Genomic DNA, 23,474 nt, shown 5'->3' on the forward strand with positions numbered 1-23,474 from the left:
TATCTATTATTAAAAAAGGCCTTTCCTGCCATAGGAAAGGCCTTTTTTACTGAAATACCCCGGATGCTTAGTCTTCCGTGGCGCGGTTGATAACCACAATAGCTACTACGGCTAAGGCAGCCACGCTCAGGATAAGCTGCGTCGAGGTGAAGTTTTTAGAAGCCTTGCGCAGCAACGTGCCGCCGTTTTTGAGCAGGTCGTCCATGTGCTCAGATTTACCTTGGAATACATTTACTGCCGCCTCAAATGTGCGGGCAATGTCTTCGGGTAGTATTTTTTCGACTTGTTGGAGCTGGTCAGCCATGAGAGAGGGGGTAGAGATGATTGGCGAGTAAAGCCGCCTTAGGTGGCGGTTGGTTTGCCTTCTACGAAAAACCGGTCGGCGCGTTCCTCTCCAGCTTACTTCCTGTTCGGTTTTGGGTCTGGCCCTACCCCCCGCTGGCGGGCATTAGGTGCCCACGGCCACTAAAAGTGAACTGCTGCGGCTGCCCTCGCGCACCACGCAGTGATAGGTGGCGGCGGCCAGGCCGCGCACATCCAGCGGCACGTGTTGCGGGCCTACCCCCAGGCGGCGGCCATCGACGAAACGGCGCACCTCGCGGCCCAGCCCATCGAGCAGTACGAGCAGCACCGTGTCGCCCTGGCTCTCAAAAATAGCCGTAGCATGGTCTACCGCGGGGTTGGGGTACACACTAAATCCCTCGACTGGCGCACCGGGGGTAGTAGCCAGGGTTTCTTGCTTGATGACCGGCACGTACGGAAAGCTCTGCCCAAAGAGCTGAACGAGCGTGCTTTGGGGCACCTGAAACCAGTCTTTGAGAATGCTGGTGTACACGCTGCGGTAGTCGAACTGCATGGCCACGTTGTCATTTACCCCAGCATTGGCCGGCAATTGCGGGTTGGGGCCGTGCACAATGGGGTTGGCCTGCGACCCAAAGACCAGCAGCGGCGCTGCCGCGCCGTGGTCGGTACCCAAGCCCGAATTGGCTTTGATGCGCCGGCCAAATTCCGAAAATGTCATGCCAATTACCCGGTCTTGCACGCCCAGCCGCTGCAAGTCGTCCTGGAAAGCATTGATGCCATCGGCGATTTTGCCCAGCAGCGTGGCGTGCGCGCCGGTAGTGGTGCTGCCCGTGGTGGGCACTTGGTTGGAGTGCAGGTCGAAGCCGCCGAGCTGGCACACGTAGATGCGGGTGCTGAGGCCGCCCGCCACCAGCTGCGCCACTATCTTAAGCTGGTCGGCCAGGGCATTCTGGCCCGCGGTGGGGTAGAGGGGCGAAAGGTTTTTGGCCTTGCTGGCCGCCGTTTGAATGGCCGTGGTGTACACCTGCGTCTGGCTCACCACCTGCCGAATAAAGGTGAGTTCGTGCCCCGCCTGCGTCGCCGGCGCGGCATCGACGCCGCCACTTAGCAGCTGGTAAAAGCTAGACGTGCTGGCAATGGCCATGCCCATATTCACTACCGGGCCCTGCACGCAGTTGCTCACCACCGAGCCGATGCTTACGGCCAGCGGGTCGGGGTTTTGGGCGCTGGGGTAGCCGGTGGGATAGCCCGGAAACTCGCCGTCGAGGTAGCGACCGCCCCAGCCGGTGGTCAGCACCACGTCGGAGCTGGAGCCCGACGTCCAGATATCGGTAGCCCGGAAGTGCGAAAAGTTGGGGGTGGGGTAGCCCACGCTTTGCACCACCCCCAGCTTGCCGTTTTTGTACAGCTGCTGCGCCGCCGCCATAGCCGGGTGGATGCCGGTGGCCGCCGTGAGGGGCAATACCTGGCTCTGGGGCAGCGCAATGGCGGGCCGGGCCGCCATAAGGGCCGCGTACTGGTCCACCGGAATTATCATGTTTAGCCCGTCGTTGCCGCCTTGTAGCTGCACAATAACCAACACTTTATTCGTCACGGTGGCGGCATTGGTGAGCGCCGCCAGCTCGGGCGAGTAGCCATAGGCCCCAATGGGAAAGCCGCTGAGTAAAGCCACGCCGGCCGTGGCCGCGGTAGTAGTCTGAAGAAAGTCGCGGCGTTTCATAGTACGACGGGTTGTCATTGCGAGGAGGCCCGACGAAGCAATTCTTCCTTGTCGTTGGTACTACCCGAAGCAATGTCTGGAAAGGGGATGATAAACAACCGGCGCGCTCAGCAAGGAAAGATTGCTTCGTCGAGCCTCCTCACGATGACAGGTTGGCGTTAGCTCAGCTGGTATTCGGCCAGGCCCGCCAGTGCCCGGGCCATCGCCGAGAGCTTGCTGGCCACAGCGTTGCGCTTGGCTGCCACCGTGGGGGTAGCCAAAAATTGGTTCCATTCGGCCGTCCACTCAAAGTCGGGCAGACCCGGAATGAGCGCGTTTTTGAGAAAAGCCAGCTGGTTGGCCGTTAAGGCAATGGGCACCATCAAGCGGGCAAATTCGGCAATAACCAAATTGGGGTCTTGGGCGGTAGCGGGGGGTAGGGCCTGCACCCAGGCCACGAGGTCAGCCTTGATTGTGAAGCCGTTGCGGGTGTAGCCACTGGTGCCCAGCAGCAAGTCGGTGGCTTGGTTGCGGCGGGGTAGGGTCACGGCGTTTATCCACAGTTCGTGGTACTGCGGCGTTTGGTAGTAGGCCGCCCAGCCCGCCACATTGGGCGGGTCGCCGAGGGGCTGCTGCTGCACCGTACCCAGCGAGTAGAGGTATTCCCACATGCCGTACTGCGCCACCACGCTGCTGGCCGGTGGAAACACCAACTCAAACTGCCGGCACACGCCGAGGGTAAAGTCGAGCGGGCTCTTGATAAAGCAGCCCACAGTGGCCGCGTCGAAAAAATGCTGCGAACCTAGCAATGCCCGCAGCACCGGCGCCACCTCGTAGTTGCTCTGCACTAGCAACGTAGCCAGGGGCTGAATAATATCGCTTTCTATTTGGGCATCAATTACATAATACACAAACCAGCGGTAAAGCTTGCGCACCAGGAAGGCCGCCGTAGCCGGCTGCCGAAAAACCAAGTCAACCAAGTCTTGGTACTCGCTGGCGCCGTTGGGCGCAATCTTGGCATTGCCAAAGGCACTGCTGAACTGCTTGGTGCTGGTATCGTGGCGGCTGGCCGTGAAGTAGCCGGCCACGGTGGTGGCATCGTCGCGCCAGCCGGTGAGCACCTTGGCCGCAGCCTGCACATCGGCCTCGGTATACGTAGTATAGTTGCCCGCCCCGATGAGTGGCCCCTTCCCCAGCGTAAACAGCTCCAGCAGTTCGCGGCCGTAGTTTTCGTTTGGGGCGCTGGCCGTGCTGGCGTTGCCATTGAGATAGCGCAGCATGGCCGGCGTAATAGTAACGGCCTTCGCGAGTTGCCGAATGTTGCCCAGCGCGTATTGGCGCAGCAGCCGCACGTATTCGTAGCCGTACTGCGCGCTGTTAATATCGCCAAACTCCACCACAAAGTGGTTGTGCCAAAACAAGGTCATCTTCTCGCTCAGCGACGTGGCCTGGCCCAACTGCTGCCCCAGCCACCAGTCGCGCAGCGACGTGCGCCGCGCGCCCTCCAGCGTTTGGTCGAAGGGCTGGCCCACCCAAGTCTGCCCAATCGCCACGGTTGTGTCGGCGGTGCTCACATTCAGCGGCTTGGCCGGTGGGGCAGGGGCGGCTAGCAGCCCATCGAGCACGGCCGTGAGCGAAGACGCAGCCGCCGCCTGCATCTCGCCCCGCGTGGGCCCGAATAGGCAACGCCGCAGCAGGTGCGCCGCCTGGTCGAGGCCCCACGCGCCGGTGTAGGGCGCCAGCGTCGAAGCGGTCGAGTTAAGGCGGGGGGGTAGGGTTTTATTAGCAAAAGGGCTGGCTGCGGTGGGCCCCGCGGGGCCTGGGCCGCCTGCCCCGGCCGCTGCTTTAGCACCAAGCGGAGCCGCCAACACAGCGGCATTTTGGGAGAGGAAAGCTCGGCGTTCCATAGGCAGCAACAGCTAATAAGCGTTTATCTACCCGAAAGATGCAAAGCCAAGGTGAAAGTTTAATGCCTGACTAGCAAAAATTTAAGTGTTTTTTAAGTGGACTATTGCCAAAACACTTGCTGCTGATTCGGGAAGAGCTTTTGGGCCAGGCTTTCGAGGCGGCCGCGAGTGTTTTTCACGCGCTGCTTCACCGGCTGCGCCCCAAAGTTGAAGCCCGCCAGCGCGGCCACTTCCGCTTCTACCGAACGGTTATGCAGAAAGGAATCGAGCAAAAAGGCCGTTATCGGCTGGTTCCACTCGGGCTTGGCGCTCCAGTAGTGGCCAATGCTGGCGCCGGCGGCCGCCAGGGGCCCGGTTTCGGCCAGGGCCACCGACAGCGCCAGCTGCTCGATGAGCCGCCGCGTAACGCCGGCCGCGCACCAGGCATCGCACAGCGCCAGGGCCAGGCCGATAGCGGCCGCCGTGCGCTGGGCCGGCACGCCCACTACCCCGGCGTTCCACATCAAGTGCTTGCCGGTGAGCGTAATGCCTTCCCACGGCTGGCGCTGCAACTGCTGCCACATCAGGCGCTCGGTCTTGCTGGGGAGAGCGGCTAGGGGGCCTTCGGGCTCGTGCATAAGGGCGGTGTTGGCGGCCAGCGCCTGGGTCAGCAGTTCGGCCCTACCCCCCAAAAACGTGTCGGAGTCGAGGTACAGCAACGCCTGGCCGGGGCAAGCCGCCGCCACCGCCTCAAGGGCCTTAATTTTGACGCGCCAAAAAAACTGGTGCTGCCCTTCCCACTCGCGTAGCAAGGCAGCATCGACGGGCAGCAACCGTACTTGGCCCGCTAGCCGGGCGTAAAAATCGGGCCGGTCCGTGACAACTGTGATGCCCGACAGCGCCGCCGACTGCCGCAAAAACGTGAGGATGGAGAAATACGCCTGCGTGTGGTTGGCCGCGTTTGGCCCAAAAACCAGGTAAACCAGTTGCATCATCAGGGTGAAAACGAAATAGCGCGCCAGGTTTTAGTCAGAAAGACTGGTTTAGGAAGCTCGCCACAAAGAACGTCATGCTAACGAAGGAAGCATGTTAGCCACTTCAATGAGCGGAGCAGAGGAAGCAGTAGAGAGGCTTCCTTCGTCAGCATGACATGCTGTTGAGTGCACTTCACAAGCCCCGGGTAGCGCACAAAAAAGCCTCGCCAGTTGGCGAGGCTTTCTCCTTCGGCAGAAAACAAGATTAGTCTTGCTCGTACACTTTCACTACAAATACGAAGTCTTGCAGGCGCTTTACTTGCTGCGAGCGGGCGGCGCCAGCTAGCTGGTTGGCGCGGGGCAAGTGGTAAGGCTGGGCGGGCTGCCGGTTCTTGAGCGAATCGACCAGGCGCATGAGGTACGAGGATTTGGTGGCAAAGGCCGCGCTCTGCGCATCGTCTTGGCGGCCACTCACCACCCCAATCAGGTTGCCCTGGCCATCGAGCAGCGGGCCACCCGAGTTGCCAGGGTTCACCGGAATACTTACTTGATAGAAGGCCGTGTCGCCGTTGAAACCCGAGCGCGAGCTCAGGGCGCCCTCGCCGTACACCACGTCTTCGCGGGGGTAGCCTAGCGTGTAAACGCGCTCGCCGAGGTCAGCCTGGCCACCCTTAAAAGTGTAGGGTAGGCGGCCAAAACCGCTAAACTTGCGGTCCTTGATGCGCAGAATGGCTAAGTCGTGCTTCACGTCGGAATACACCGTTTCGGCGTGGTAGCGCTGGTGGTCGCGGCCTTCAATCAGCAGCGAGTCAGCACCTTGAATAACGTGCGAGCTCGTAACGATGTAACCCTCAGCAGTAAGGGCAAAGCCAGTGCCGCTGAACTTGCCGTTGTTAACGGGCCCAGCAGCACTAATCGACGCCGAGCTGTTGATGGAGCGCCGCAGCGCCTGCTGGTTTTGCTTGATGCGCTCTACCTCGCGGCGCAGCACCGTGTAGCCATATAGCGAAGGCTGGGTTTTGGCGGCGCGCCACCACTCTAGGCCCAGCAGCGTGCTGAACACGGCCAGAATAGCCACCGAAGCGGCCACGCCCACCGTGGCGCGGTGCCCGCTCCAAAACTCGCGCAGCTTCTGCTCGGTGCGCGAGAGGCTGAGGCGCGGGTTTACACTGTACGAAAGGCCGCCTGCCTGCTTCTCTTCAAACACGGGGGTAGCCTCCGCGGCCAGCATAGCGGTATGCAGGTCGGCAATCGTTTGGCGAGTGCGGCGGCGTTCGCCATAGGCGGCCAGCGTGCCGGTGAGTTCGCCAAACTCGGCGTAGAGCTGTTGTAGGCGCGGCTCGGCACCCAGGCGAGCCTCTAGGTTAGCCCGCGCGCCCGCTGCCAGCTCGCCACGCTGGTAGGCTTCGAAAAGAGCGTAGTAGTCGGCTTCGGTTTGCATTTCATGTTTATTCTCCCGGCGGCGGTAAGGCAGCCGAGCAGAATACGTTAAGCTTCTTTATAACTAGCAAAAAACAACTTTTTCAGGCGCGTTAGGCACTTGTATTTCTGGGTTTTAGCGGTGTCGGCGTTGGTGTAGCCGTGTTCCGCCGTAAGGTCAAGCATCGATTTTTCGAGCAGGTAAAAGCCTTCGAGCAGCGAGCGGCAGGGCTCGCCCAGGTGGGTAAGCGCCTCGCTCATGGTGGCAAAGCGTCGGTCGCGCTCTTCGGCTTCCTGCAAGTCTTCCTCGGCTCCGGTGTTGAGGTAGGGGCCGTACTCTTCCTCGTCGAGCAGGCGCACACCGTGCAGCCGGCTCTTGGTGGTGAGGCGCTTGAGCCACAGGCGGCGGCATACGGCGTAGAGGTAGGTTTTGATTTGGCAGCTCAGCTCCAAAGAGCCTTCGCGCACCTTCTCATAAAAAACCATTACGCCTTCCTGGTATACATCCCGGGCGTCGTCTTCGGAACCGCTGTTTTGCAGCACGAAGTGCGACACCATGGGCCAGTGCAGGCGGTAGAGCTGGCTGAGGGCCCGCTCGTCGCCGGCCCGGATGGCCTGGATAAGCTGGGCGTCGGCCGCCAGCGCCGCCGTGGTGCTGTCCGTGTTCATTTGCTTCTGGTGGTTAATGCTCAAACCGGGCTTTTGTAACCCACTTAAATTTTTTTTCTTTTCTTGGGTTACCTGGTAGCGATTGCCGCATTAAGGGCAGATTTTCTTCTTACCCCTTTCAAATTTACGTCAAATGAACAACCTCCTGAAAGTATCGGCCCTTTTCCTTGCTGTTGCCCTGACTTCGTGCGAGTCGAAAACCGCTACTAGCGAAACCACCACCACGACTCCTGCTACCACTGAGTCGTCTTCGACCATGAGCACCGATTCGTCGGCTACCACCACGGCTCCTGCTGCTGACGCTACTGCTGCTCCTGCTGCTGGCGCTACCACCACCGACGGCGCTATGGCTCCTGCTGCTGGCTCGACCACCACGACCGGCACTTCGACCACCACGACCGAAGAGAAGAAGTAATTACGGCTGGGCCTAGCCCGGCAGTGATTCTTACCTTTTAAAAAGGCCCGCGCAGCAATGTGCGGGCCTTTTTTGCGTCTAAAAGCTCGTTCCTCGTTCCCTTATTCAATGAGCGTGTTTGGCTAGAATCCAAGCGCGTTTTAAAAAGCTATTTTCCTAGCGAGCCTGCGAAATAACCCTTTCCTGGTCGGCTGCAAGCGGCTGCCAACCGAGTAGAAAAAAAGTACTTCACAGCTCGCAAGGATAAATGAAGGGGATGAGCAACGCATTTATACTTCGTTAATTAACGTCAGCAAGTCGGCCGCAATGCCGGGCCAAGGTTGGTGTAAATCGAGCGTGACGATGCGCACGGGGTGGCCGCCCAGCGTGTAGCGCACATCGACGGCGGCCGTAGTGGCGGGGTACAGCAAGATGCCTTCGAGCGCTTGGCCGGGGGTAGGGCGCACGTTTTGCAAGTAGGCATAAAGCTGGTAGAGGTGCGGCGCAATGAGGCGCGGCTGGTCGTAGCGCGAGCGCAGTGCAGCAGCGTAGTACTTGGTGTCGAGAATAATTTTGCGCGCGGGGCTGTCGAGCGTAGTGTCGGTGAGCATGGTGGGGAGCAGCGCCAGGTCGGCGGGCGTTGCTTCGGCTTGCCAGGTAATGGTTTCGGTAAACACGCGGTACTGACGCTGCTCGCGGCGATAGAAATTGCGCACAGCCTGCTCAAAAATGCGCGCCATGAGCGCCTCATCGCGCCGAAAATCGGTGAAGCGCCCACGGCTACCCGCGGCCGGGGCGGGTAGGGAAGTCTGGTAAATCAGCTCGCAGATGTGCAGCAAAAAAACTTCGGCTGTTGCCAGTCGTTGGCGCCGCAACGTGGCAAAAATGCCGGCCGTGGGTTCCAATGGCTGCACTGCCGCCGGTAGCCGCCGGCGCAGCTGGCTCACCTCGCGGCGCAGGGCAGCGGGTAGGCCGCGGTGGGGCGCCAGCGCCGCCAGCGTGCCCGCTAGCAGTTGGTGCAGCGGCCGGTCGGGGCTTAGCTCGTCGAAACTGCACACGGCGCGGCCCTGGGGCAGCAGCCCCCGGCCGAGGGTAGGCGCCAGCTCGATGCGGCCGCGCAACTCGTTGCTTTCCTGCTGGGTAGTAATAAAGGCGAGGGGGAGGCCGGTGCGCAACAGCTGGCGGGCCGCGTGCAGCAGCATCTGGGCCAGCAGCTCGAGCGGGCGGTGAAATGGCGCGGCCTCGGTGGCTTGCAGCACGGCGGGCTCGGGCAAGCGCTGCCAGGCATAGCACAGCAAATAGTAGAGGGTAGCGAGCGGAATCAAGCTATAAAAAATGGAAATAGCGAACTAGGAATCCCAAAATTTGCGCTAGAAATTCAACAGCTTACGCAGCTGGGCGGCGGCTTTGTCGGGCTGCTCGCGCCAATAATCGGCCAGCAGCGGGCCGATTTCCTGCTCAAAAATCAGCCGCAGCCACTCCTTGGCGTCGGCCGGGGGGGTAGGGGGCGCGCAGAAATAACTATGGCCCACCTCAAAGTCGGGCCCCAACTCGGGGTCGGCGGCGATAACTTGGTTGAGCGCCGCCATGCGTTCGGCCACCACTTCGATAAGGGAGGCGGGCACTTCGGCGGCTGCTAACAAAGCTTGCAGCGGCGGGCCAAACTGCGGCCGCAGGGCCACGAAGGCAAAGCGGCGGCGCAGCGCATAATCGAGCGGCGCCAGCGAGCGGTCGGCCAAGTTGAGCGTGCCGATGACATACACGTTGGCGGGCACATAAAACCGCGGCGCTTCGGGCGGGGCGTAGGGCAGGCGCAGGGCGTGGGCGGGCCCGCGTTTGTCGGGCTCAAGCAGCACCAATAATTCGCCAAAAATGCGGGCCACGTTGCCGCGGTTCAGCTCGTCAATAAGCAGAAAATAAAACCGTTCGGGGTCTTGGGCGGCTCGCTGGCACAGCAGCGGCAGCACCCCCGGCACCAGCTGAAACTGCCCCTTGGGCCCCGGCCGGAAACCCAGCACAAAATCCTCGTAGCCGTAGCTGGGGTGAAACTGCACCAGCTCGATGCGGCCATCGTCTTGGGCGCCGAGTAGCAGCCAAGCCAAGCGGCGGGCCAAGTAGGTTTTGCCGGTGCCGGGCGGGCCTTGCAGCAGCAGCGCGCGGCGGCGGCGCAAGCCCGCCAAAGCGGCTTCTAGCTCGTCGGCGCTGCTAAATACTTCTTGCAGCGCATCTGGCAGATTGTAGTTGGGCGGCGGGCCGGCGTAGGGGGCGGCGGGTTCGGCCACGGTTGAGGCGCCGCCCTCGGCGGAGCGGGTGGGGGTAGGGCGGCCAGTGTACAGGTCTTCGGCTTGCTGCTCGGCGGCCTGGCTTTGGTCGTGGGCCGAGCCGGCCGCCAGAATAGGGCGCTTGGCCACAATGGTAAAATCCAGGGCTTCGAGCAGGGCATTGGTGGGGTGGCCCGCTGCGTAGGGCCAGCGCGCCTGGGCATCGGCAGTGGCGAGGCGGTAGGCCAGCTCGGCCACCGGGCGAGGCGGGTAGCGCCGGCCCCGGTACAGCAGTTCGTACACGGTGCTCGGGGGCAGGCGGCGGCCTTCGCGCTCCACGAGGCGCAGGGCCCGCAGCACTTGCTCGCGGGTGAGCACGGGCGGCGAAGCGGGGGTAGGAGGGGCAGGAGTGGGGGCGGTCACGGTGCAAAAGAACACGTACTGGCGGGCCCTGGTGCGGGTTGCGGGTAATTTTGGCTTGGTTTCTTTCTTTGCCCCCGCTAGCTTGGCTGCTTATTCGGTATCTTATTACTATGGCTCAGCAACTTCCCTCCGACCCCGCCGCGCTCACCACCATCACGGCCTTTCAAAACCTACCGGCCGAAGTGCTCGCCTGGCTGGCCGCGCACGGCGAGCTGTGCCGCTACGACCCGGGCGAAACCATCGTGACCGCCGGCTCGCCCGCCGATAGAATGCTGGCGGTGGTGGCGGGCGGCGTGCAATATTTCAACAAAGCCAACGGCCAGCGCGAGGCCATTTTTCGCGTCGAAGCAGGCAGTGTGACCGGCGTGCTGCCGTATTCGCGGCTCCAAACTTTTCGGGGCGAGAGCGTGGCCGTGGGCGACACCACGCTATTTTTCTTGCCGCGCAGCCAGTTTTCGGCCCTAGAGCAAACCAGCCCCGAACTGGTGCAGCGGCTGGTAGGCGTGATGAGCGACCGCGTGCGCGAGGAGGTGCGCACCCAAGAGCGCGACGACAAACTGCGGGCCCTGGGCAAGCTGTCGGCCGGCCTCTCGCACGAGCTCAACAACCCGGCCGCCGCCATTGTGCGCGCCGCCTCGGCCCTGAGAAACCATTTATTGAATAGCCCGCAACTGCTTAAAAACTTGATATTTACTAAGCCTCCTTCTGAGGCAATAGGTATTATGAAAGCCCTGGCGGCTGCCCCGCCCGAAGCCCTACCCCCCCGCTCGGCCCTGGCCCGCGCCGACCAAGAGGAGGCGCTGGCCGATTGGCTAGAAACCCAGGATGTGCCCGATGGCTACGACTTGGCCGCCGGCCTGCTCGAAGCAGGCTTGTCTATTGAAAAGCTGACGCCGCTCATTGCTGCCCTACCCCCCGTCTCCCGCCCGCCGGCGCTGGCTTGGCTCGAAAGCTACTCGGCAGCTCTGCGCCTTACCAACGACGTGTACGAAGCAGGCCAACGCATTAGCACGCTGGTGGGCAACGTGAAAACGTACTCGCACATGGACCGCGACAGCGGCCGCGAGCGCCTGTCCGTAGCCGATGGCCTCGATAGCACACTCAATATTTTCGCCCACGCCCTGCGCGAAAAAAATGTGCGCCTGGTGCGCGAGTATGCCCCCGACCTGCCGGCCGTGCTGGGCAAAGTGAGTAGTTTAAATCAAGTTTGGACTAACTTGATTGACAATGCCTTGGATGCCCTGCCCCCCGCCGATGGCGCGCTAACAGTGCACACCGAAAAACAACTCGACGGCGTCTGCGTCAGCATTATCGACAACGGCGCCGGCATCTTGCCCGATGTATTGGCCCACATGTTCGAACCCTTTTACACGACTAAACCGGCTGGCGAGGGCAGCGGCCTGGGCCTCGACATTGCCCGGCGCATTGTGCAGGAGCACGGCGGCCGCCTCGAAGCCCAGTCTGAACCCGGCCACACCGTATTTTCGGTTTGGCTGCCTGCTACTACCTAACTAGCTATGAAAAAACCCATTATCCTCTGCGTTGACGACGATGCCCAGGTGCTGGCCGCCATCACCCGCGACCTGCGCCAGGAGTTTCGCAAAGACTACCGCATCCTGAGCGTGGGCTCCGGGCCGGAAGCCCTGACGACCCTCGACGAATTGCAGGCCCGCACCGAGCCCCTGGCCCTGGTGCTGGCCGACCAGCGCATGCCCGACGTGGAGGGGGTAGAGGTGCTGACGCACGCGCGCGCCCTCTTTCCGCAGGCTAAGCGCGTGTTGCTCACGGCTTACGCCGATACGTCGGCCGCCATTCGGGCCATCAATTCGGCGCAGCTCGACTACTATTTGCTCAAGCCCTGGGACCCGCCCGAGCAGTTGCTGTACCCTACCCTGCACGATTTGCTCGACCGCTGGCAGGAGGTGTACCGGCCGCAGTTTGATGGCATTCGGCTGGTAGGATTTCAGTGGTCGCCGCTGTCGCACGAGCTCAAAGATTTTTTGAGCGGCTACATGGTGGGCTACCAATGGCTTGACTTTGAAAAAGATGCCGATGCAGCTCCCTTGGTAGCGGCCAACGGCTTTACGGCCGCCGACCTGCCCGTGGTGGTATGCGCCGATGGCCAGGCCCTGGCCAAACCTGATAAGCAGGTGCTGGGCCGCCACCTGGGTTTGCTGGTAGAAGCCAAGCAAGAGTTGTACGACGTGGTGGTGATTGGCGCGGGGCCGGCCGGCCTCGCGGCAGCCGTGTACGGCGCGTCGGAAGGGTTGAAAACACTCATTATTGAGAAGCAGACGCCCGGCGGCCAGGCGGGCTCGTCGTCGCGCATCGAGAACTACCTTGGCTTCCCGACTGGCCTGAGCGGGGCCGAACTGGCGCACCGCGCCTGGAGCCAGGCCACCCGCCTCGGCGCCGAGTTTATGGCCCCCGAAGAAGTTATCGACCTCTGCGTGCAAGACGGGTATAAGGTGCTGACCTTGAGTGATAAATCAGAGATACGTGCCCGCGCCGTGGTGCTGACTACCGGTGTAAGCTACCGTACGCTCGACGCGCCGGGCCTCGACCGCCTGAGCGGGGCGGGCGTGTACTACGGCGCGGCCCGCACCGAGGCTCGCAGCTGTAGCAACCAGCCGGTGTACATCGTGGGCGGTGGCAATTCGGCCGGGCAAGCGGCTATGTATCTGTCTACGTATGCCTCGCAGGTATTCATCATTATTCGCGGCGATAACCTGGCCGCCAGCATGTCGGCCTACCTGATTGAGCAAATTAGCCAAACGCCCAACATCCAGATTCTGCCCCGCACCCAAGTGCGCGAAGCTTGTGGCAAGCACTCGCTCGAAGCCGTGGTGATTCAGCAAGAAGGCCGCGCGCCCGAAAAGCAGCCGGCGCGGGCGCTGTTCATTTTCATTGGGGCCAAACCCAGCACCGAGTGGATTTGCAACCTCGCCATCTGCGACCCCAAGGGCTACCTGCTCACCGGCCGCGACCTCGTGGCCGACCCGCGCTACAAAGAATCTTGGAAAAAAGAGCGCGAGCCCTACCTGCTCGAAACCTGCGTACCCGGCCTATTTGCCGCCGGCGATGGCCGGGCGGGCGCCATGGCCCGCGTAGCCTCGGCGGTAGGCGAGGGCAGCATGGCCATCAAATTTGTGCACCAGTACCTGGATGAATAGGGGCGGGCCCTACCCCCTGCTTGCTTAGGTAGGCGGCGCGGGCCTCGTCTAGCAGCTGCAGCACGGTGGTGCGCTGCGCGTGCAGGGTGGCCGCTGCGGCGGGGGGTAGGCGCCGGGCGCGCAGCCGCAGCAGGCGGGCACTCAGGCTTTGCCAGTAGCCGAGGGCGTAGAAGCCGGCCAGCGGCAGGCTCACAACGAACAGCGTCGTGAGCCGCCAATCGTGGGCCCAGTGCTGTACGGCGGCGGCTTCCAGGGCATAGGCTAAGGGGAAGGTTGCCATGCCTACGCCGAGCATAATGGCCGCAATAAACTCGGTTTCCTTGGTGGCTCGGTAGGCTACTTCAGCCGGAATTTTATAAGGCACATAGTTGGTAACCAAGCCATAAAGCCACACCGGAAACCCAAGCAGCAAGTTCAGGTAGTCGGCCAAGCGGGTGCCGGGGCGTCGGCTCTGGTCGAGGGCATCGTCGTCGAGGCGATGGTGCTCTAGGCTGGTTAGGTACGTGGCCAGCGCGGCGCGCAGGGCAGCCAAGCGGCTGGGGCCGTTTTGCTCAAACCACGCCACGGCATCGAGCAAAGTACGGCTGAGCTGAAAGTTGTCGTAAAGCGTATTGGGGTCGTCGTCGGGGTTGAGGTGGTCGCCAAACGTGCGCTCTACTTGCTGCGCCAGCTGGTCGTCCTCCGCATCGCGGCTGATGACGAGGCGGCGGCTCAGGCGCTGGTGGATTTCTTCGGTCAGCTCGTCGGCGGCGGCTTCAGGGTCTTGGTGGTAGCGGTCGGCGTAGTCAGCAATGCGGATGGGCGGAGCCACGTTCAGCAACACATCGGAGCGGAAGCGGGTCGGGTCGAAATAGTTAGTGCCCACGCACACCAGCTTCAGGCCCAGCTTAAAGTCGTGGCGCGCCTCGGCGCCCAGCGCAATGCGAGCGGCCCCGGTTTTGAGGGGCCGCAAGCGGCGCTCGCTCACGCTGGTGCCTTCCGGAAAAATCATGACGGTGCCGCCGTGCCCTAGGTAGTCGTAGCAGCGGCCGAAACTAGCCTCGTTGCTGGCCGCCAGCTGCTGGGCACTTAGGGCGCCATCGCCGCTGCCCGCATCTTGCCGCCGGTAGATAGGGATGCAGTTGCCCGAGCGCATGATGGCGCCTAGTAGTGGATTTTTAAAAAAAGTGCTCTTCGCCAAAAACGCGATGGGCTGGTGGCGCTGCACCGCCGTCACGAGCGGGTCCATGAGGGTATTGGGGTGGTTGCTACATAGCATGAGCGGGCCGGGTAGGCGTAGGCGCTCGGGGTGGCGCACTTCGAGGCGCCGAAAAAACACGCGCAGCCCCAAGCGTACCACGGGCTTCATGACGGTGTAGAAGAGCATAGGCCGGCAAGTTTACGCAAAAAGGGCCGGCTGCTAGTGCGGCCGGCCCTTTAAAGGAATCAGAAAAGAGAAATTGAAATTTATAAGCTGAGAGACTAAGCTATAAAAGCAATATAGTCAGGAGCTTAAAGTTACAATAGCTCGTTTGTTAAGAAGCTAAAATGCGCTGTTCAAGTCGTCGAGGTTGTTCGGGTTTTGGCCCCCCGACTTATGCGAATCGTACTTGCTGCCAGTTGCAGGGCCTTGGTCGCGCCGATGCCCACCGCCGTGCGAATCACTTCGCTCCGACGAGGGGCGACCAAAATCAGCGCTGTGCGAGGTCGACGGAGTCGATGTGTAGCCGCTGCCCGAGTTTACGCGGGCTTTGCCGCTGGGGCCAGGGCCGGCGCCGTAGCGCGACGCACCCCAGGGGCGCTGGCCCTTGCGGTCGTAGTAGCCATCGCCATCTTTGGTGCTGTGCTGGTGGTCGAAGGGCGAGCGACGCGGGCGACGGCGGTAGTCGCCATCATCCGACTTGTCTTTGCCACCCCGCGTAAGCAGGAAGGCTACCCCGGCGGCCAGCAGGCCTACGCCCACCGCTTTCTGGGTAGTTGTCAGGCCACTAACGCTGGTCAAAGCTTTGTTACCTAGCTCTTTGGCCGACTTGGGGAGTTGCTGGGCCTTATCGGCAATGCCTGAATCGTTGAGCCATTTTTTGCCGCTGGCCAGGGCATCGTTTAGGGTGCCTTGTACGCCGCTGGCGGTTGGTGCCGCGCTATCGGTGGGGTAGGGGCTGCTGCCAGTGGCGTGGGCCGCCGTGGTCGAGAACTGGCTTTCGCCTGACGAAGGAGTATCCGAATGAGAAGCCGAGTAGGGGTTGCTGGCTGAGCCAGTTGTGCCGCCAAACGGTTGCGAGGAGGTAGGTTCCATGAGCTAAGAGGATAGGAGGAAAGAACGAGAAGCAGCCACTAAAATGGCTGTGGTAGGAGGTATTCGTAATTTGAAGCCAGTAGGTTGCGCCTGCTTAGTGCCAGCTCGACGCTAGGCCACACGGGGCGTGGCACATACGGGCAGCCAGCCATTGGCTTGGTGGCAGCGCGGGCAATGGGCGGGGGTAGGGCCCGCGGGCAACTCGCGCACAGTGGCGCAGGCGTGGCAGGCATAGGCACCAGCCGCGGGCAGCTGGTAGAGCGGGGCTAGGTACAGTTCGGGCCAGATGGGAAGGCCGGGCCGCTCGTGTTTCGGCTCGAAAAAGAAAACGCTAATCTCCCCGGTAGCTTCTATGTAGAGGCGTCGTACCTGCCCCAAATGCTCTACTTGCAGCTGCCGTAGCTGCCCACAAAGCTCCTGCCCCGTGAGGCTCGATTTGGTGAAGGCCGGCAAGTCTATTTCGCCTTCTATGATGATGAGCTCAGATTCTCCTTCCAGCATCCGCTCGATGCGCGGGTATTTGTCAGTCAAGTAGTTAAATAAGACGTAGAGCGCAATAATCACCACAAATACTACCACGGCGTGTAGCAGCGGCGTGTCGTGGTAGATGGTCGCATCGCCGGCCGCCGACCCCAGCACCAGTATCAGCGCAAATTCGAAGAGTGAAAGCTGCCGCACCCCGCGCTTGCCCGAAATGCGCAGCGCCGCAATGGTGAGCAGAAACATGACGATACACCGGAAGGCGATTTCGAACATGAAACTGGCGGGCATCTCGGTCGATAGCCACAGGCGTTGCCAGTCGAAGGGCATAATATCGGCGGCCAGCAGGGCCAGGTAGGCGAGAGTCATAGCTGCTTCATACGGTCCAGTTATCGCCAAGGGCTACTCGCTGGGCAATTATCAGCCAAAAAGCGGCTTATTAGCAATTTATCATAAACAACGGCCCCTTTATCTCGTTCTCTCGGCTAAACCTCGTCTTTATTGGCTAATTGTATGTTTCGCTTTCAAAACAAAATATGCCTCGTGACGGGGGCAACCTCCGGTATTGGCCGGGCCACAGCAGTGCGGCTGGGCCGCGAAGGGGGCACCGTCGTTTGCCTGGGCCGCGAAGTAAAAGCGGGGCACGCCGTGGAGGCTGAGATAAAAGCGGGGGGTAGCGAAGCGCTGTTTATCAAAACCGATGTGGGCCGCGATGCCGACTTAGTACACGCGGTGGAACAAACGCTGGCTCGCTTCCAGCGCATCGACGTGCTCATCAACGATGCGGCCATGATGACGTTTACCCCCATTCTGGAGCTCGACCCCACCGACTGGGACTTGGTGATGAATGTGAACTTGCGGGCGCTGTTTCGCCTCTGTCAACTTTGCGTGCCGCATATGCAGGGTGGCGCCGTGGTGGCCGTTAGCTCGGTGCACGCCTTCCAAAGCACTCCCAACGTGGCGCCCTACGCTACTAGTAAAGGCGGCCTCGAAGCTTTCGTGCGCGGCCTCAGCCTCGAAGTGCCCTACACCCAAGCGCGCATTAATGCCGTGGCGCCAGGCGCCGTCGAAACGCCCATGCTGCGCAGCAACCCCAATGTGGTGAATGGCACCGAGAAAATCACCGGTCAAATTGGTACCCCCGACGAGTTGGCAGCGGCCATCTGCTTCCTGGCTTCCGAGGAGGCCAGCTTCATCAACGGCTCTACCCTGGCCGTAGACGGTGGGCGCCTGGCGCAGTTGTAGATAAGTTAAGTAGTTGCCTACAAGCAAGAACAAGGCCTAGTTGCTGAGCAGCTAGGCCTTGTTCTTTTACTTGGTTTATGGCCCGCGGCGGCGCTGCATAAAGAGCCGGGCTCCTTCGCGCGCCTCTACCTCAAATTTATTCTGGTAGTAACCGACCCGCTTCGATTCGAGCAGGTATTCCCACAGGAAGCGAAGTAGCCCTAGGTCGCGCACCTGGCGTAGGTGCACCTCTTCGTGCGCTACCCACTCGGGGTCGGCCAAAAATTCCTCGCGGGTGGCACCGCTTAGGTGCACAGTTTGGCCCAATACCATTGCCACGCGGGGTGCCTTGTTGAGAACTAGCCGGGCAATGCGGGCCAGGGGCGAATTGACGAAAGTGCGAGGTGGGGTCATTGTATAAAATTCGGGCGTAGCTACGAGAGGAAATAGGGGATGGTTGCAGACTAACAAAGTTTATTTTGCTGTTTTATGGTATTTTATTGCTAATTATTGAGCTTTTTCTATAAAAAGCTAGGCGGTATGATTTTTTAATGCTTAGCTTTGGTCGTCCACTACTCGCATGCAATTGGCAAAAAGGTTGTGTACAGCTATTCATTCAACCCTAATCCTAGCTGCTTTTGCAGCCCTGCCTAGCGCAACACTTTACGCCATTTTTTTACCCGGTTAGCCAGCTTTAGGGCGCTGGCCGGTGCCCACCCCCAACGACGGACAATGAAGAATACCCTGCTGTGTTGCCTCGCCGCTGCCTCCCTGGCGCTCTCCTTCTGCTTTGAAAAAATGCCCGCTGCTTCGGCTCCGGCTGGTGCTTCGGCCCCGGCAGTTGCCGAGGCATCTTTGCTTGCGGGCCTCACGGGCGCCGGCGATACGCCTACCCTCACCGAAGCCCCAGCGGTAACGGCCTCGCGCGACTCGCTGGCTTATGGCTACTACAACCAGACGCTGGGCCTCCAGCTGGCCCATACCGAGAACAAGAGCCTGCTCCAGACCATAACTGACTGGATAGGTACTCCTTATAGCTACGGCTCCAACTCGCGCCGCGGCACCGATTGCTCGGGCTTCGTGTCGCAGGTGTTCCACAAGGTGTACGGCATCACGTTGCAGCGCAGCTCACGCTCGATGTTCAGCTCGGTGCAGCGCGTAGCCAAAACCGACATGAAGGCTGGCGACTTGGTGTTCTTTCGCCATGGTAAAGGCGCCATCTACCACGTAGGCATTTATTTGAAGGACGGCAAGTTTGCCCACGCCGCCTGCAATGGTGGCGTCATGGTAAGCTCGCTCAACCAGCCCTATTACCACCACAATTTCTACGCCGCGGGCCGCGTGGCCGGCGCCGAAAAACTAGCCGAAGACGCTACCCCCGCCGAAACCGCCGAGCTGCTGTCGGCCGCTGCCAGCGCCCGCCCCGAATAATATACGGGTAGTACTACCCCAGCTTTTTTAGGAGCGGCCCCTGGTAATATCGCCAGGGGCCGCTTTTTTTGTGGCTGGATAAACTCTAAGGCGGCGAATGCAGTACTAAGGCCTAACGGCCCCGCTGCCTGTTTCTTTCTCCCTTTCTTCGCATGGCTACGTACAATTCTCCTCCGCCTTCCGGCAATGACATCGCCGGTTCGGCTATTTTCAAGAAATTTCTGGCCGCCGCCGAAGGGTACATCAAACAGCCTACCCGCCTCAAAAAGCTGCTGGTTGATGCTTTTAATAAAGCGCGCGAGAAAAAAGAACTCGGTGCCCTGGCCCACGAAGCCTGGGAAACGCTGCAAAGCCTGTTCCGCCTCATCAAGATGAGTGCTTCGGGTGAGTACACGGGCGTGCCGGGCACTACGGTGGCTGCTGCCGTAGCCGTGCTCATCTACTTCTTGTCGCCAATTGACTTGATTCCCGACTTTATCCCAGTAATTGGCTTGCTGGATGATATGGCGCTGGTGGCTTGGTTCTCCACGTCCATCAAGCACGAGCTAGACAAGTTTCACGAGTGGGAGGAAGCTAAAGCTGCTACCCTGGTTTCGGACGAGGAACTGACTAAAACTGGCGCCTCAGAGGTTACCAAGCCGAAGCCTGTGGGCTACGAGCCTTGGGAAACTCGCTCGGCCAGCTCAACCAACCAATCGGCCAAAAACGCCGGTACTACCGCCTACCCTGAGGCTCCGGCCGGTACCCACCAGTCGGCTACCGATGCGGGCCTGGGCTCACCCACGTCCAGCACTACCGCGCCCATCCACGATGTGGGCCCCGATGGCCCGCTGCCTACCCCCCAAAAAAGCACCGACGACGTAGCCAACGTGAGCGATGGCTCCCGCGATGGCAACGTCGGCCAGCACAACGATGCGGGTGGCAACGTGCGCTAATCGCGAACAAGCAACAAGCCCTCAAAAAAGCCCTGACTTCAACACGAAGTCAGGGCTTTTTTGAGGGCTTGTTGCTTGTTTACTAGGCGGCAGCGGCATGGGCCGTTACGTAGCGCACGAAGTCGCCCACCGTATAGAAGGGTACTTCATCGGGCACGGTGATGTGGAAGTTGCGTTCCAGTTCCAAGATGATATCGACCAAATCGACGGTGTCAAAGCGCAGGTCGCGGCTCAGGCTGGCGGTGCGGCGCAGGCGCACCGTCTTGATAGCCTTGCGCTTGCTAATAATATGCAACACCTGACGCTCGATAGCTTTAGTAGGGGCGGTAGTAGAAACGGTAGTAAACATTTTTGCAAAAAACGAAAGGTTAATAGGTGGCGAGGTAACGCAGCGCTTCGTCGGTTTCTTGCGGCTACTGGCTGAATAGCCACTAGAAACCGACGAATGAGCTACTGCACTAGGCCAACACCGGGGGGGTAGCAGCTTCCAACTCCTCTTCATCCACGGGGACGGCGGGGGGCGGGCTGTTCACGTCGCGGCCGGTGAAGGCAGCTTGTATCTTCTCATTGAGCAGGTACATGACGGGGACTACCAAAAGGGTCACAAGGGTTGCAAACGACAACCCAAAAATTATTGTCCAGGCTAGCGGGCCCCAGAACACGACCGACTCGCCACCCAAGTAGAAGTGGCCGTGGCCTGAGTTGAAGAGCTCGTAGAAGTTGATATTCAGGCCAATGGCCAGCGGAATCAAGCCCAGAATGGCGGCCGTGGCCGTGAGAATAACCGGGTTGAGGCGAGTGCGGCCGGCCAGCACGAGGGCGTCGTGCAGGTTCATGCCCTGCGAGCGCAGCATGTCGGTGAATTCAACCAGCAGAATACCGTTTTTCACCACGATACCGGCCAGGGCAATGATGCCTACCCCCGTCATCACGATGGAGATGTTCATGCCTGTAATGGCCAGGCCGAGCATCACGCCGATGATGGAGAAAATAACCTCGGTAAGGATGATGAGCGGCTTGCTCACCGAGTTAAACTGCGTTACGAGTACCAAGAAGATGAGGGCGATGGCCCCCACGGCGGCTACGCCGAGGAAGTCGCTGGTTTCCTTCTGGTCTTCCTGGGCGCCGCCCATCCGCACCACGTAGCCGGGGGGGGTAGGGAAGGACTTTAGCGACTGCTGGACCTTGGCCACTACATCGGGGCCGGTGAAGCCGTTGAGCACGTTCGACGAGATGGTGATGAGGCGGTGGGTGTCTTTGCGCTTGATGCCGCCGTAGGTGGTGCCGTAGTTTACATCGGCTACTGACGAAATCGGCACTTGGCGCACGGCACCCGTCGCATCGCGGAAGGTGAGCGGGGCATTCACGATGGCGTTCACGTTATCGCGATAAGGCTTGGCGTAGCGCACCTGAATGGGGTATTCATCATCCGGGGTCTTGAATTTGCTGGCCTCGAAGCCGTAGATGGCAGTGCGCACTTCCGAACCAATTTGGGCGGTGCTAATGCCCTCGCGGTTGGCGCGGGTCCGGTTGATGTTGACGCCGATTTCGGGGTTGCGGTCCTGCAAGTCGGAGCGCAGGTCTTCGATGCCGCCAATCTTGAGCGAATCGATGTAGCGTTCTACTTTCTTCGACAGCGCCGCCAGCTTGGGGTAGTCGTCGCCGGCTACCTCAATGGCCACGGCCTTGCCCTGCGGCGGGCCACTGGCCTCCTGGTCTACCGATACTTCAGCGCCCGGAATACCTTTCACGGCTTCCCGAATCTGGTCCATGTAGATGTGGGTTGCTTGGCCTTTCTGTTCGCTCAACTCTTTGAACGCTACCCCCACTTTGCCGAGGTGCGACTGCGACGTACCGGCGGCCGTAGCCTCGGTGGGGTCGCCGGCGCCAATGGCCACGTTAGTAATCACCGATTCGACGTCGGGGTTGGTGCGGCCAATGACTTTGTACACGCGCTTTTCCAACTCGCGGGTCACCGAGTCGGTGACTTCTACGCGGGTGCCCACCGGCATGCGCAAGTAGGTATAAATGAACTTCGGGTCTCCTTTGGGAAAGAAGTCTACCTTAGGCTTGCGAGCGCCCACGGCCACAATGCTGCCCACAAAAAGCAGCACCAAGCCGCCCATAATGGCTACCTGCCGCCAGATGCTGCCCGTTACGGCCAGCTCGACCAGGCGAGCGTAGCCGTTTTGGAGGCGGGGTAGGAGGCTGCGCTGGAAGCCGGCTATCAGGTACACGAACACGTACTTATCAAGCAGACACAACACCAGAATGGTGACGAACAAGTTGCCCGTGAACGTCGAGCCCACCAGGTAGCCCACCACCGCAATGGCCAGCAGCACACCCATGCCAATGAGGAAGCCGCGCGACATTTTAGGCGTTTCCACTTTATCGAGGTGCTCTTCGCGCTCCATAAAGCTCACGGCAAACACCGGGTTCATGATGAAGGCCACGATGAGCGAGGCGCCCAGCGTGAGAATGAGCGTAACCGGCAGGTAGAACATAAAGCTACCCACAATGCCCGGCCAGAACATGAGCGGCACAAACGGCGCTACCGTCGTGAGCGTACCCGCCAATACCGGGACAAATACTTCACCAGCTGCTAGTTTGGCTGCCTGGGTGGTGCTCAGGTGCGGGTGGTCGTGTAGCAGGCGGTGGGTGTTTTCAATTACCACAATGGCGTCGTCCACCACAATGCCGAGCGCCAAGAGGAAGGCGAAAAGCACAATCATGTTGAGCGAAAAACCGAGGGTAGGCAGCATCACGAACGCCAGGAACATGGACAGCGGCACCGACAAGCCCACAAATAGCGCGTTGGTGGTACCCATGAAGAACATCAAAATCAAGGTCACCAGCAGGAAACCAATAATGATGGTGTTGATGAGGTCGTTCAGCGTATTCCGGGTTTCGTTCGACGAGTCGCCGGTTATCGTAATTTTCAAGCCCTTCGGCATGCTAGCCTGCGACTCCTTCACGAGGTCGTGAATCTTGTCGGAGGCATCGAGCAGGTTCTCGCCTTGGCGCTTCACCACGTTCAGCGTCACAGCCGACTGGCCATCGAGGCGGGCGTAGCTTTCGCGGTCCTTGAAGCCGTCCTGCACCGTGGCAATATCGCCGAGGCGCACCGGCGCGCCACGCAGGTTCTTAATCTGGATGTTGGCGATGTCCGAGGCATTCACGTACTGGCCGGCCACGCGCACGGCGCGCTTCTGCGCCCCCACGTCGATAGAACCACCGGATACCGTGATGTTTTCGCGGGCAATAGAATTCTCAATATCGCTGAAGCTCAGCTGCGAAGCTTGCAGCTTGTAGAGGTCCACATCCACGTTTACTTGCTGCTCTAGGGCACCCACAATATCTACGCGGGTGATTTCGGGCAGCGCCTCAATCTTGTCCTGGAAGTCGTCGGCGAGCTTTTTGAGCTGCGCGGCGGGTAGGTTGCCGCTCAGGTTGACGTACATAATCGGCTGCTCCGAGATGTTCACCTCTTTCACGAGTGGAGCCGAGGGCAAGTCGTTGGGCAGCTCAGTAGCCGCTTTATCCACGGCGTCCTTGATGAGCTGCTTGGCGGCCTGCACGTCTACGCCGGAGTTAAACTCCACGTCTACAATACAATAATCCTGGTTAGAAGTCGAGTTAATCTTCTTCACTCCGTTCACGCTCTTGATTTCCTTTTCGAGCTGGCGCGTCACCAGGTTCTCGATGTCGGTCGGCGACGTGCCGGGGTACACCGTGGCCACGATGATGCGCGGAATCACGATGTCCGGAAACTTTTCCTTGCCCAGTTTCACGTAGGCAAACAAGCCCGCAATCGTCAGCAGCAGCGTGATGATGTAGATGCTCGTCTTGTTATTGATGGACCAACTGGTGGGCCCAAACTCCTTTTCAATATCTTGCATAACAGGGTGTTGCTAGTGGAGGAGTAGGA

The 23,474-nt window shown here is 60.4% G+C and carries 19 protein-coding genes and 1 pseudogene; 6 read left to right on the forward strand and 14 right to left on the reverse strand.

Annotated elements, in window-relative coordinates; translation table 11 throughout:
* Positions 1–67 precede the first annotated feature (67 nt).
* The 6 genes from GO988_RS08395 to GO988_RS08420 all read right to left on the reverse strand — a co-directional run bounded on the left by GO988_RS08395 (position 68) and on the right by GO988_RS08420 (position 6,950).
* Positions 68–304: a hypothetical protein gene (locus GO988_RS08395; protein WP_157564145.1), complete on the reverse strand. Its 237-nt coding sequence runs from the start codon at positions 302–304 to the stop codon at positions 68–70.
* Positions 305–448: 144 nt separating this feature from the next.
* Positions 449–2,023, reverse strand: coding sequence for a DUF1501 domain-containing protein (locus GO988_RS08400; protein ID WP_157564147.1), 1,575 nt, complete (start codon positions 2,021–2,023; stop codon positions 449–451).
* Between the two features lie 158 nt (positions 2,024–2,181).
* Positions 2,182–3,909, reverse strand: coding sequence for a DUF1800 domain-containing protein (locus tag GO988_RS08405; protein ID WP_157564149.1), 1,728 nt, complete (start codon positions 3,907–3,909; stop codon positions 2,182–2,184).
* Between the two features lie 101 nt (positions 3,910–4,010).
* Positions 4,011–4,883 carry a hypothetical protein gene (locus GO988_RS08410; protein WP_157564151.1) on the reverse strand — a complete coding sequence of 291 codons (873 nt, stop codon included), beginning with the start codon at positions 4,881–4,883 and terminating at the stop codon, positions 4,011–4,013.
* A gap of 244 nt (positions 4,884–5,127) precedes the next feature.
* Entirely contained in the window at positions 5,128–6,303 is a 1,176-nt protein-coding gene (locus GO988_RS08415) for a S1C family serine protease (protein WP_157564153.1), read from the reverse strand.
* 47 nt (positions 6,304–6,350) lie between these two features.
* Positions 6,351–6,950 carry an RNA polymerase sigma factor gene (locus tag GO988_RS08420; protein ID WP_157564155.1) on the reverse strand — a complete coding sequence of 200 codons (600 nt, stop codon included), beginning with the start codon at positions 6,948–6,950 and terminating at the stop codon, positions 6,351–6,353.
* Positions 6,951–7,083: 133 nt separating this feature from the next.
* Between GO988_RS08420 and GO988_RS08425 the strand changes: the two genes are divergently transcribed.
* A complete protein-coding gene (locus GO988_RS08425) occupies positions 7,084–7,365 on the forward strand; it encodes a hypothetical protein (protein ID WP_157564156.1) in 282 nt (93 codons plus the stop codon).
* Positions 7,366–7,634: 269 nt separating this feature from the next.
* Here the strand turns inward: GO988_RS08425 and GO988_RS08430 are convergent, their stop codons facing one another.
* Both GO988_RS08430 and GO988_RS24575 read right to left on the reverse strand, forming a co-directional pair.
* Positions 7,635–8,669, reverse strand: coding sequence for a 5-methylcytosine restriction system specificity protein McrC (locus tag GO988_RS08430; RefSeq protein ID WP_157564158.1), 1,035 nt, complete (start codon positions 8,667–8,669; stop codon positions 7,635–7,637).
* 45 nt (positions 8,670–8,714) lie between these two features.
* Entirely contained in the window at positions 8,715–10,028 is a 1,314-nt protein-coding gene (locus tag GO988_RS24575) for an AAA family ATPase (RefSeq protein ID WP_157564160.1), read from the reverse strand.
* 110 nt (positions 10,029–10,138) lie between these two features.
* Between GO988_RS24575 and GO988_RS08440 the strand changes: the two genes are divergently transcribed.
* Complete coding sequence (locus GO988_RS08440) at positions 10,139–11,539, forward strand: sensor histidine kinase (RefSeq protein WP_157564162.1); 1,401 nt, start codon at positions 10,139–10,141, stop codon at positions 11,537–11,539.
* Positions 11,540–11,545: 6 nt separating this feature from the next.
* Entirely contained in the window at positions 11,546–13,201 is a 1,656-nt protein-coding gene (locus GO988_RS24580) for an FAD-dependent oxidoreductase (RefSeq protein WP_157564164.1), read from the forward strand.
* Here the strand turns inward: GO988_RS24580 and GO988_RS08450 are convergent.
* The 3 genes from GO988_RS08450 to GO988_RS08460 form a co-directional block, all read right to left on the reverse strand.
* Positions 13,170–14,567 carry a lysophospholipid acyltransferase family protein gene (locus tag GO988_RS08450; protein ID WP_157564167.1) on the reverse strand — a complete coding sequence of 466 codons (1,398 nt, stop codon included), beginning with the start codon at positions 14,565–14,567 and terminating at the stop codon, positions 13,170–13,172. The two genes, GO988_RS24580 and GO988_RS08450, sit on opposite strands and share 32 nt — an antisense overlap.
* A 156-nt stretch (positions 14,568–14,723) precedes the next feature.
* Positions 14,724–15,476, reverse strand: coding sequence for a hypothetical protein (locus GO988_RS08455; RefSeq protein WP_157564169.1), 753 nt, complete (start codon positions 15,474–15,476; stop codon positions 14,724–14,726).
* A 111-nt stretch (positions 15,477–15,587) separates the two neighbouring features.
* The gene (locus tag GO988_RS08460) at positions 15,588–16,325 is read right to left on the reverse strand and encodes a DUF421 domain-containing protein (protein ID WP_157564171.1); all 738 of its coding nucleotides are present in this window, start codon (positions 16,323–16,325) and stop codon (positions 15,588–15,590) included.
* A 144-nt stretch (positions 16,326–16,469) separates the two neighbouring features.
* Between GO988_RS08460 and GO988_RS08465 the strand changes: the two genes are divergently transcribed.
* Positions 16,470–17,201, forward strand: a complete 732-nt coding sequence (locus tag GO988_RS08465) for an SDR family NAD(P)-dependent oxidoreductase (protein WP_157564172.1) — start codon at positions 16,470–16,472, stop codon at positions 17,199–17,201.
* A gap of 75 nt (positions 17,202–17,276) precedes the next feature.
* Here the strand turns inward: GO988_RS08465 and GO988_RS08470 are convergent, their stop codons facing one another.
* Positions 17,277–17,594 carry a DUF4157 domain-containing protein gene (locus GO988_RS08470; protein ID WP_157564173.1) on the reverse strand — a complete coding sequence of 106 codons (318 nt, stop codon included), beginning with the start codon at positions 17,592–17,594 and terminating at the stop codon, positions 17,277–17,279.
* A 318-nt stretch (positions 17,595–17,912) separates the two neighbouring features.
* Here GO988_RS08470 and GO988_RS08475 point away from each other — a divergent pair, with 318 nt between their 5' ends.
* Together GO988_RS08475 and GO988_RS24130 are read left to right on the forward strand one after the other, a co-directional pair.
* Positions 17,913–18,611: a C40 family peptidase gene (locus tag GO988_RS08475; protein WP_157564175.1), complete on the forward strand. Its 699-nt coding sequence runs from the start codon at positions 17,913–17,915 to the stop codon at positions 18,609–18,611.
* Positions 18,612–19,027: 416 nt separating this feature from the next.
* Positions 19,028–19,126, forward strand: a pseudogene (locus GO988_RS24130) (YkvA family protein); the annotation flags it as partial.
* A gap of 502 nt (positions 19,127–19,628) precedes the next feature.
* Here the strand turns inward: GO988_RS24130 and GO988_RS08485 are convergent.
* Both GO988_RS08485 and GO988_RS08490 read right to left on the reverse strand, forming a co-directional pair.
* On the reverse strand, positions 19,629–19,895 hold the full coding sequence (locus GO988_RS08485) for an acyl carrier protein (protein WP_157564180.1): 267 nt from the start codon (positions 19,893–19,895) through the stop codon (positions 19,629–19,631).
* 109 nt (positions 19,896–20,004) lie between these two features.
* Positions 20,005–23,445, reverse strand: a complete 3,441-nt coding sequence (locus GO988_RS08490) for an efflux RND transporter permease subunit (protein ID WP_157564182.1) — start codon at positions 23,443–23,445, stop codon at positions 20,005–20,007.
* Positions 23,446–23,474: the final 29 nt, after the last annotated feature.

The sequence above is a fragment of the Hymenobacter ginkgonis genome, assembly GCF_009755225.1.
Classification (GTDB): domain Bacteria; phylum Bacteroidota; class Bacteroidia; order Cytophagales; family Hymenobacteraceae; genus Hymenobacter; species Hymenobacter ginkgonis.

Bases quoted from the DNA above. Each gene is read 5' to 3' on its own strand.
- GO988_RS08410 (WP_157564151.1), bottom strand. From the start codon at position 4,883: ATGATGCAACTGGTTTACCTGGTTTTTGGGCCAAACGCGGCCAACCAC.
- GO988_RS08475 (WP_157564175.1), top strand. From the start codon at position 17,913: ATGAAGAATACCCTGCTGTGTTGCCTCGCCGCTGCCTCCCTGGCGCTC.
- GO988_RS08420 (WP_157564155.1), bottom strand. From the start codon at position 6,950: ATGAACACGGACAGCACCACGGCGGCGCTGGCGGCCGACGCCCAGCTT.
- GO988_RS08405 (WP_157564149.1), bottom strand. From the start codon at position 3,909: ATGGAACGCCGAGCTTTCCTCTCCCAAAATGCCGCTGTGTTGGCGGCT.
- GO988_RS08455 (WP_157564169.1), bottom strand. From the start codon at position 15,476: ATGGAACCTACCTCCTCGCAACCGTTTGGCGGCACAACTGGCTCAGCC.
- GO988_RS08460 (WP_157564171.1), bottom strand. From the start codon at position 16,325: ATGACTCTCGCCTACCTGGCCCTGCTGGCCGCCGATATTATGCCCTTC.
- GO988_RS24580 (WP_157564164.1), top strand. From the start codon at position 11,546: ATGAAAAAACCCATTATCCTCTGCGTTGACGACGATGCCCAGGTGCTG.
- GO988_RS08465 (WP_157564172.1), top strand. From the start codon at position 16,470: ATGTTTCGCTTTCAAAACAAAATATGCCTCGTGACGGGGGCAACCTCC.
- GO988_RS08395 (WP_157564145.1), bottom strand. From the start codon at position 304: ATGGCTGACCAGCTCCAACAAGTCGAAAAAATACTACCCGAAGACATT.
- GO988_RS08450 (WP_157564167.1), bottom strand. From the start codon at position 14,567: ATGCTCTTCTACACCGTCATGAAGCCCGTGGTACGCTTGGGGCTGCGC.
- GO988_RS08490 (WP_157564182.1), bottom strand. From the start codon at position 23,445: ATGCAAGATATTGAAAAGGAGTTTGGGCCCACCAGTTGGTCCATCAAT.
- GO988_RS08400 (WP_157564147.1), bottom strand. From the start codon at position 2,023: ATGAAACGCCGCGACTTTCTTCAGACTACTACCGCGGCCACGGCCGGC.
- GO988_RS08470 (WP_157564173.1), bottom strand. From the start codon at position 17,594: ATGACCCCACCTCGCACTTTCGTCAATTCGCCCCTGGCCCGCATTGCC.
- GO988_RS08440 (WP_157564162.1), top strand. From the start codon at position 10,139: ATGGCTCAGCAACTTCCCTCCGACCCCGCCGCGCTCACCACCATCACG.
- GO988_RS08485 (WP_157564180.1), bottom strand. From the start codon at position 19,895: ATGTTTACTACCGTTTCTACTACCGCCCCTACTAAAGCTATCGAGCGT.
- GO988_RS08425 (WP_157564156.1), top strand. From the start codon at position 7,084: ATGAACAACCTCCTGAAAGTATCGGCCCTTTTCCTTGCTGTTGCCCTG.
- GO988_RS08415 (WP_157564153.1), bottom strand. From the start codon at position 6,303: ATGCAAACCGAAGCCGACTACTACGCTCTTTTCGAAGCCTACCAGCGT.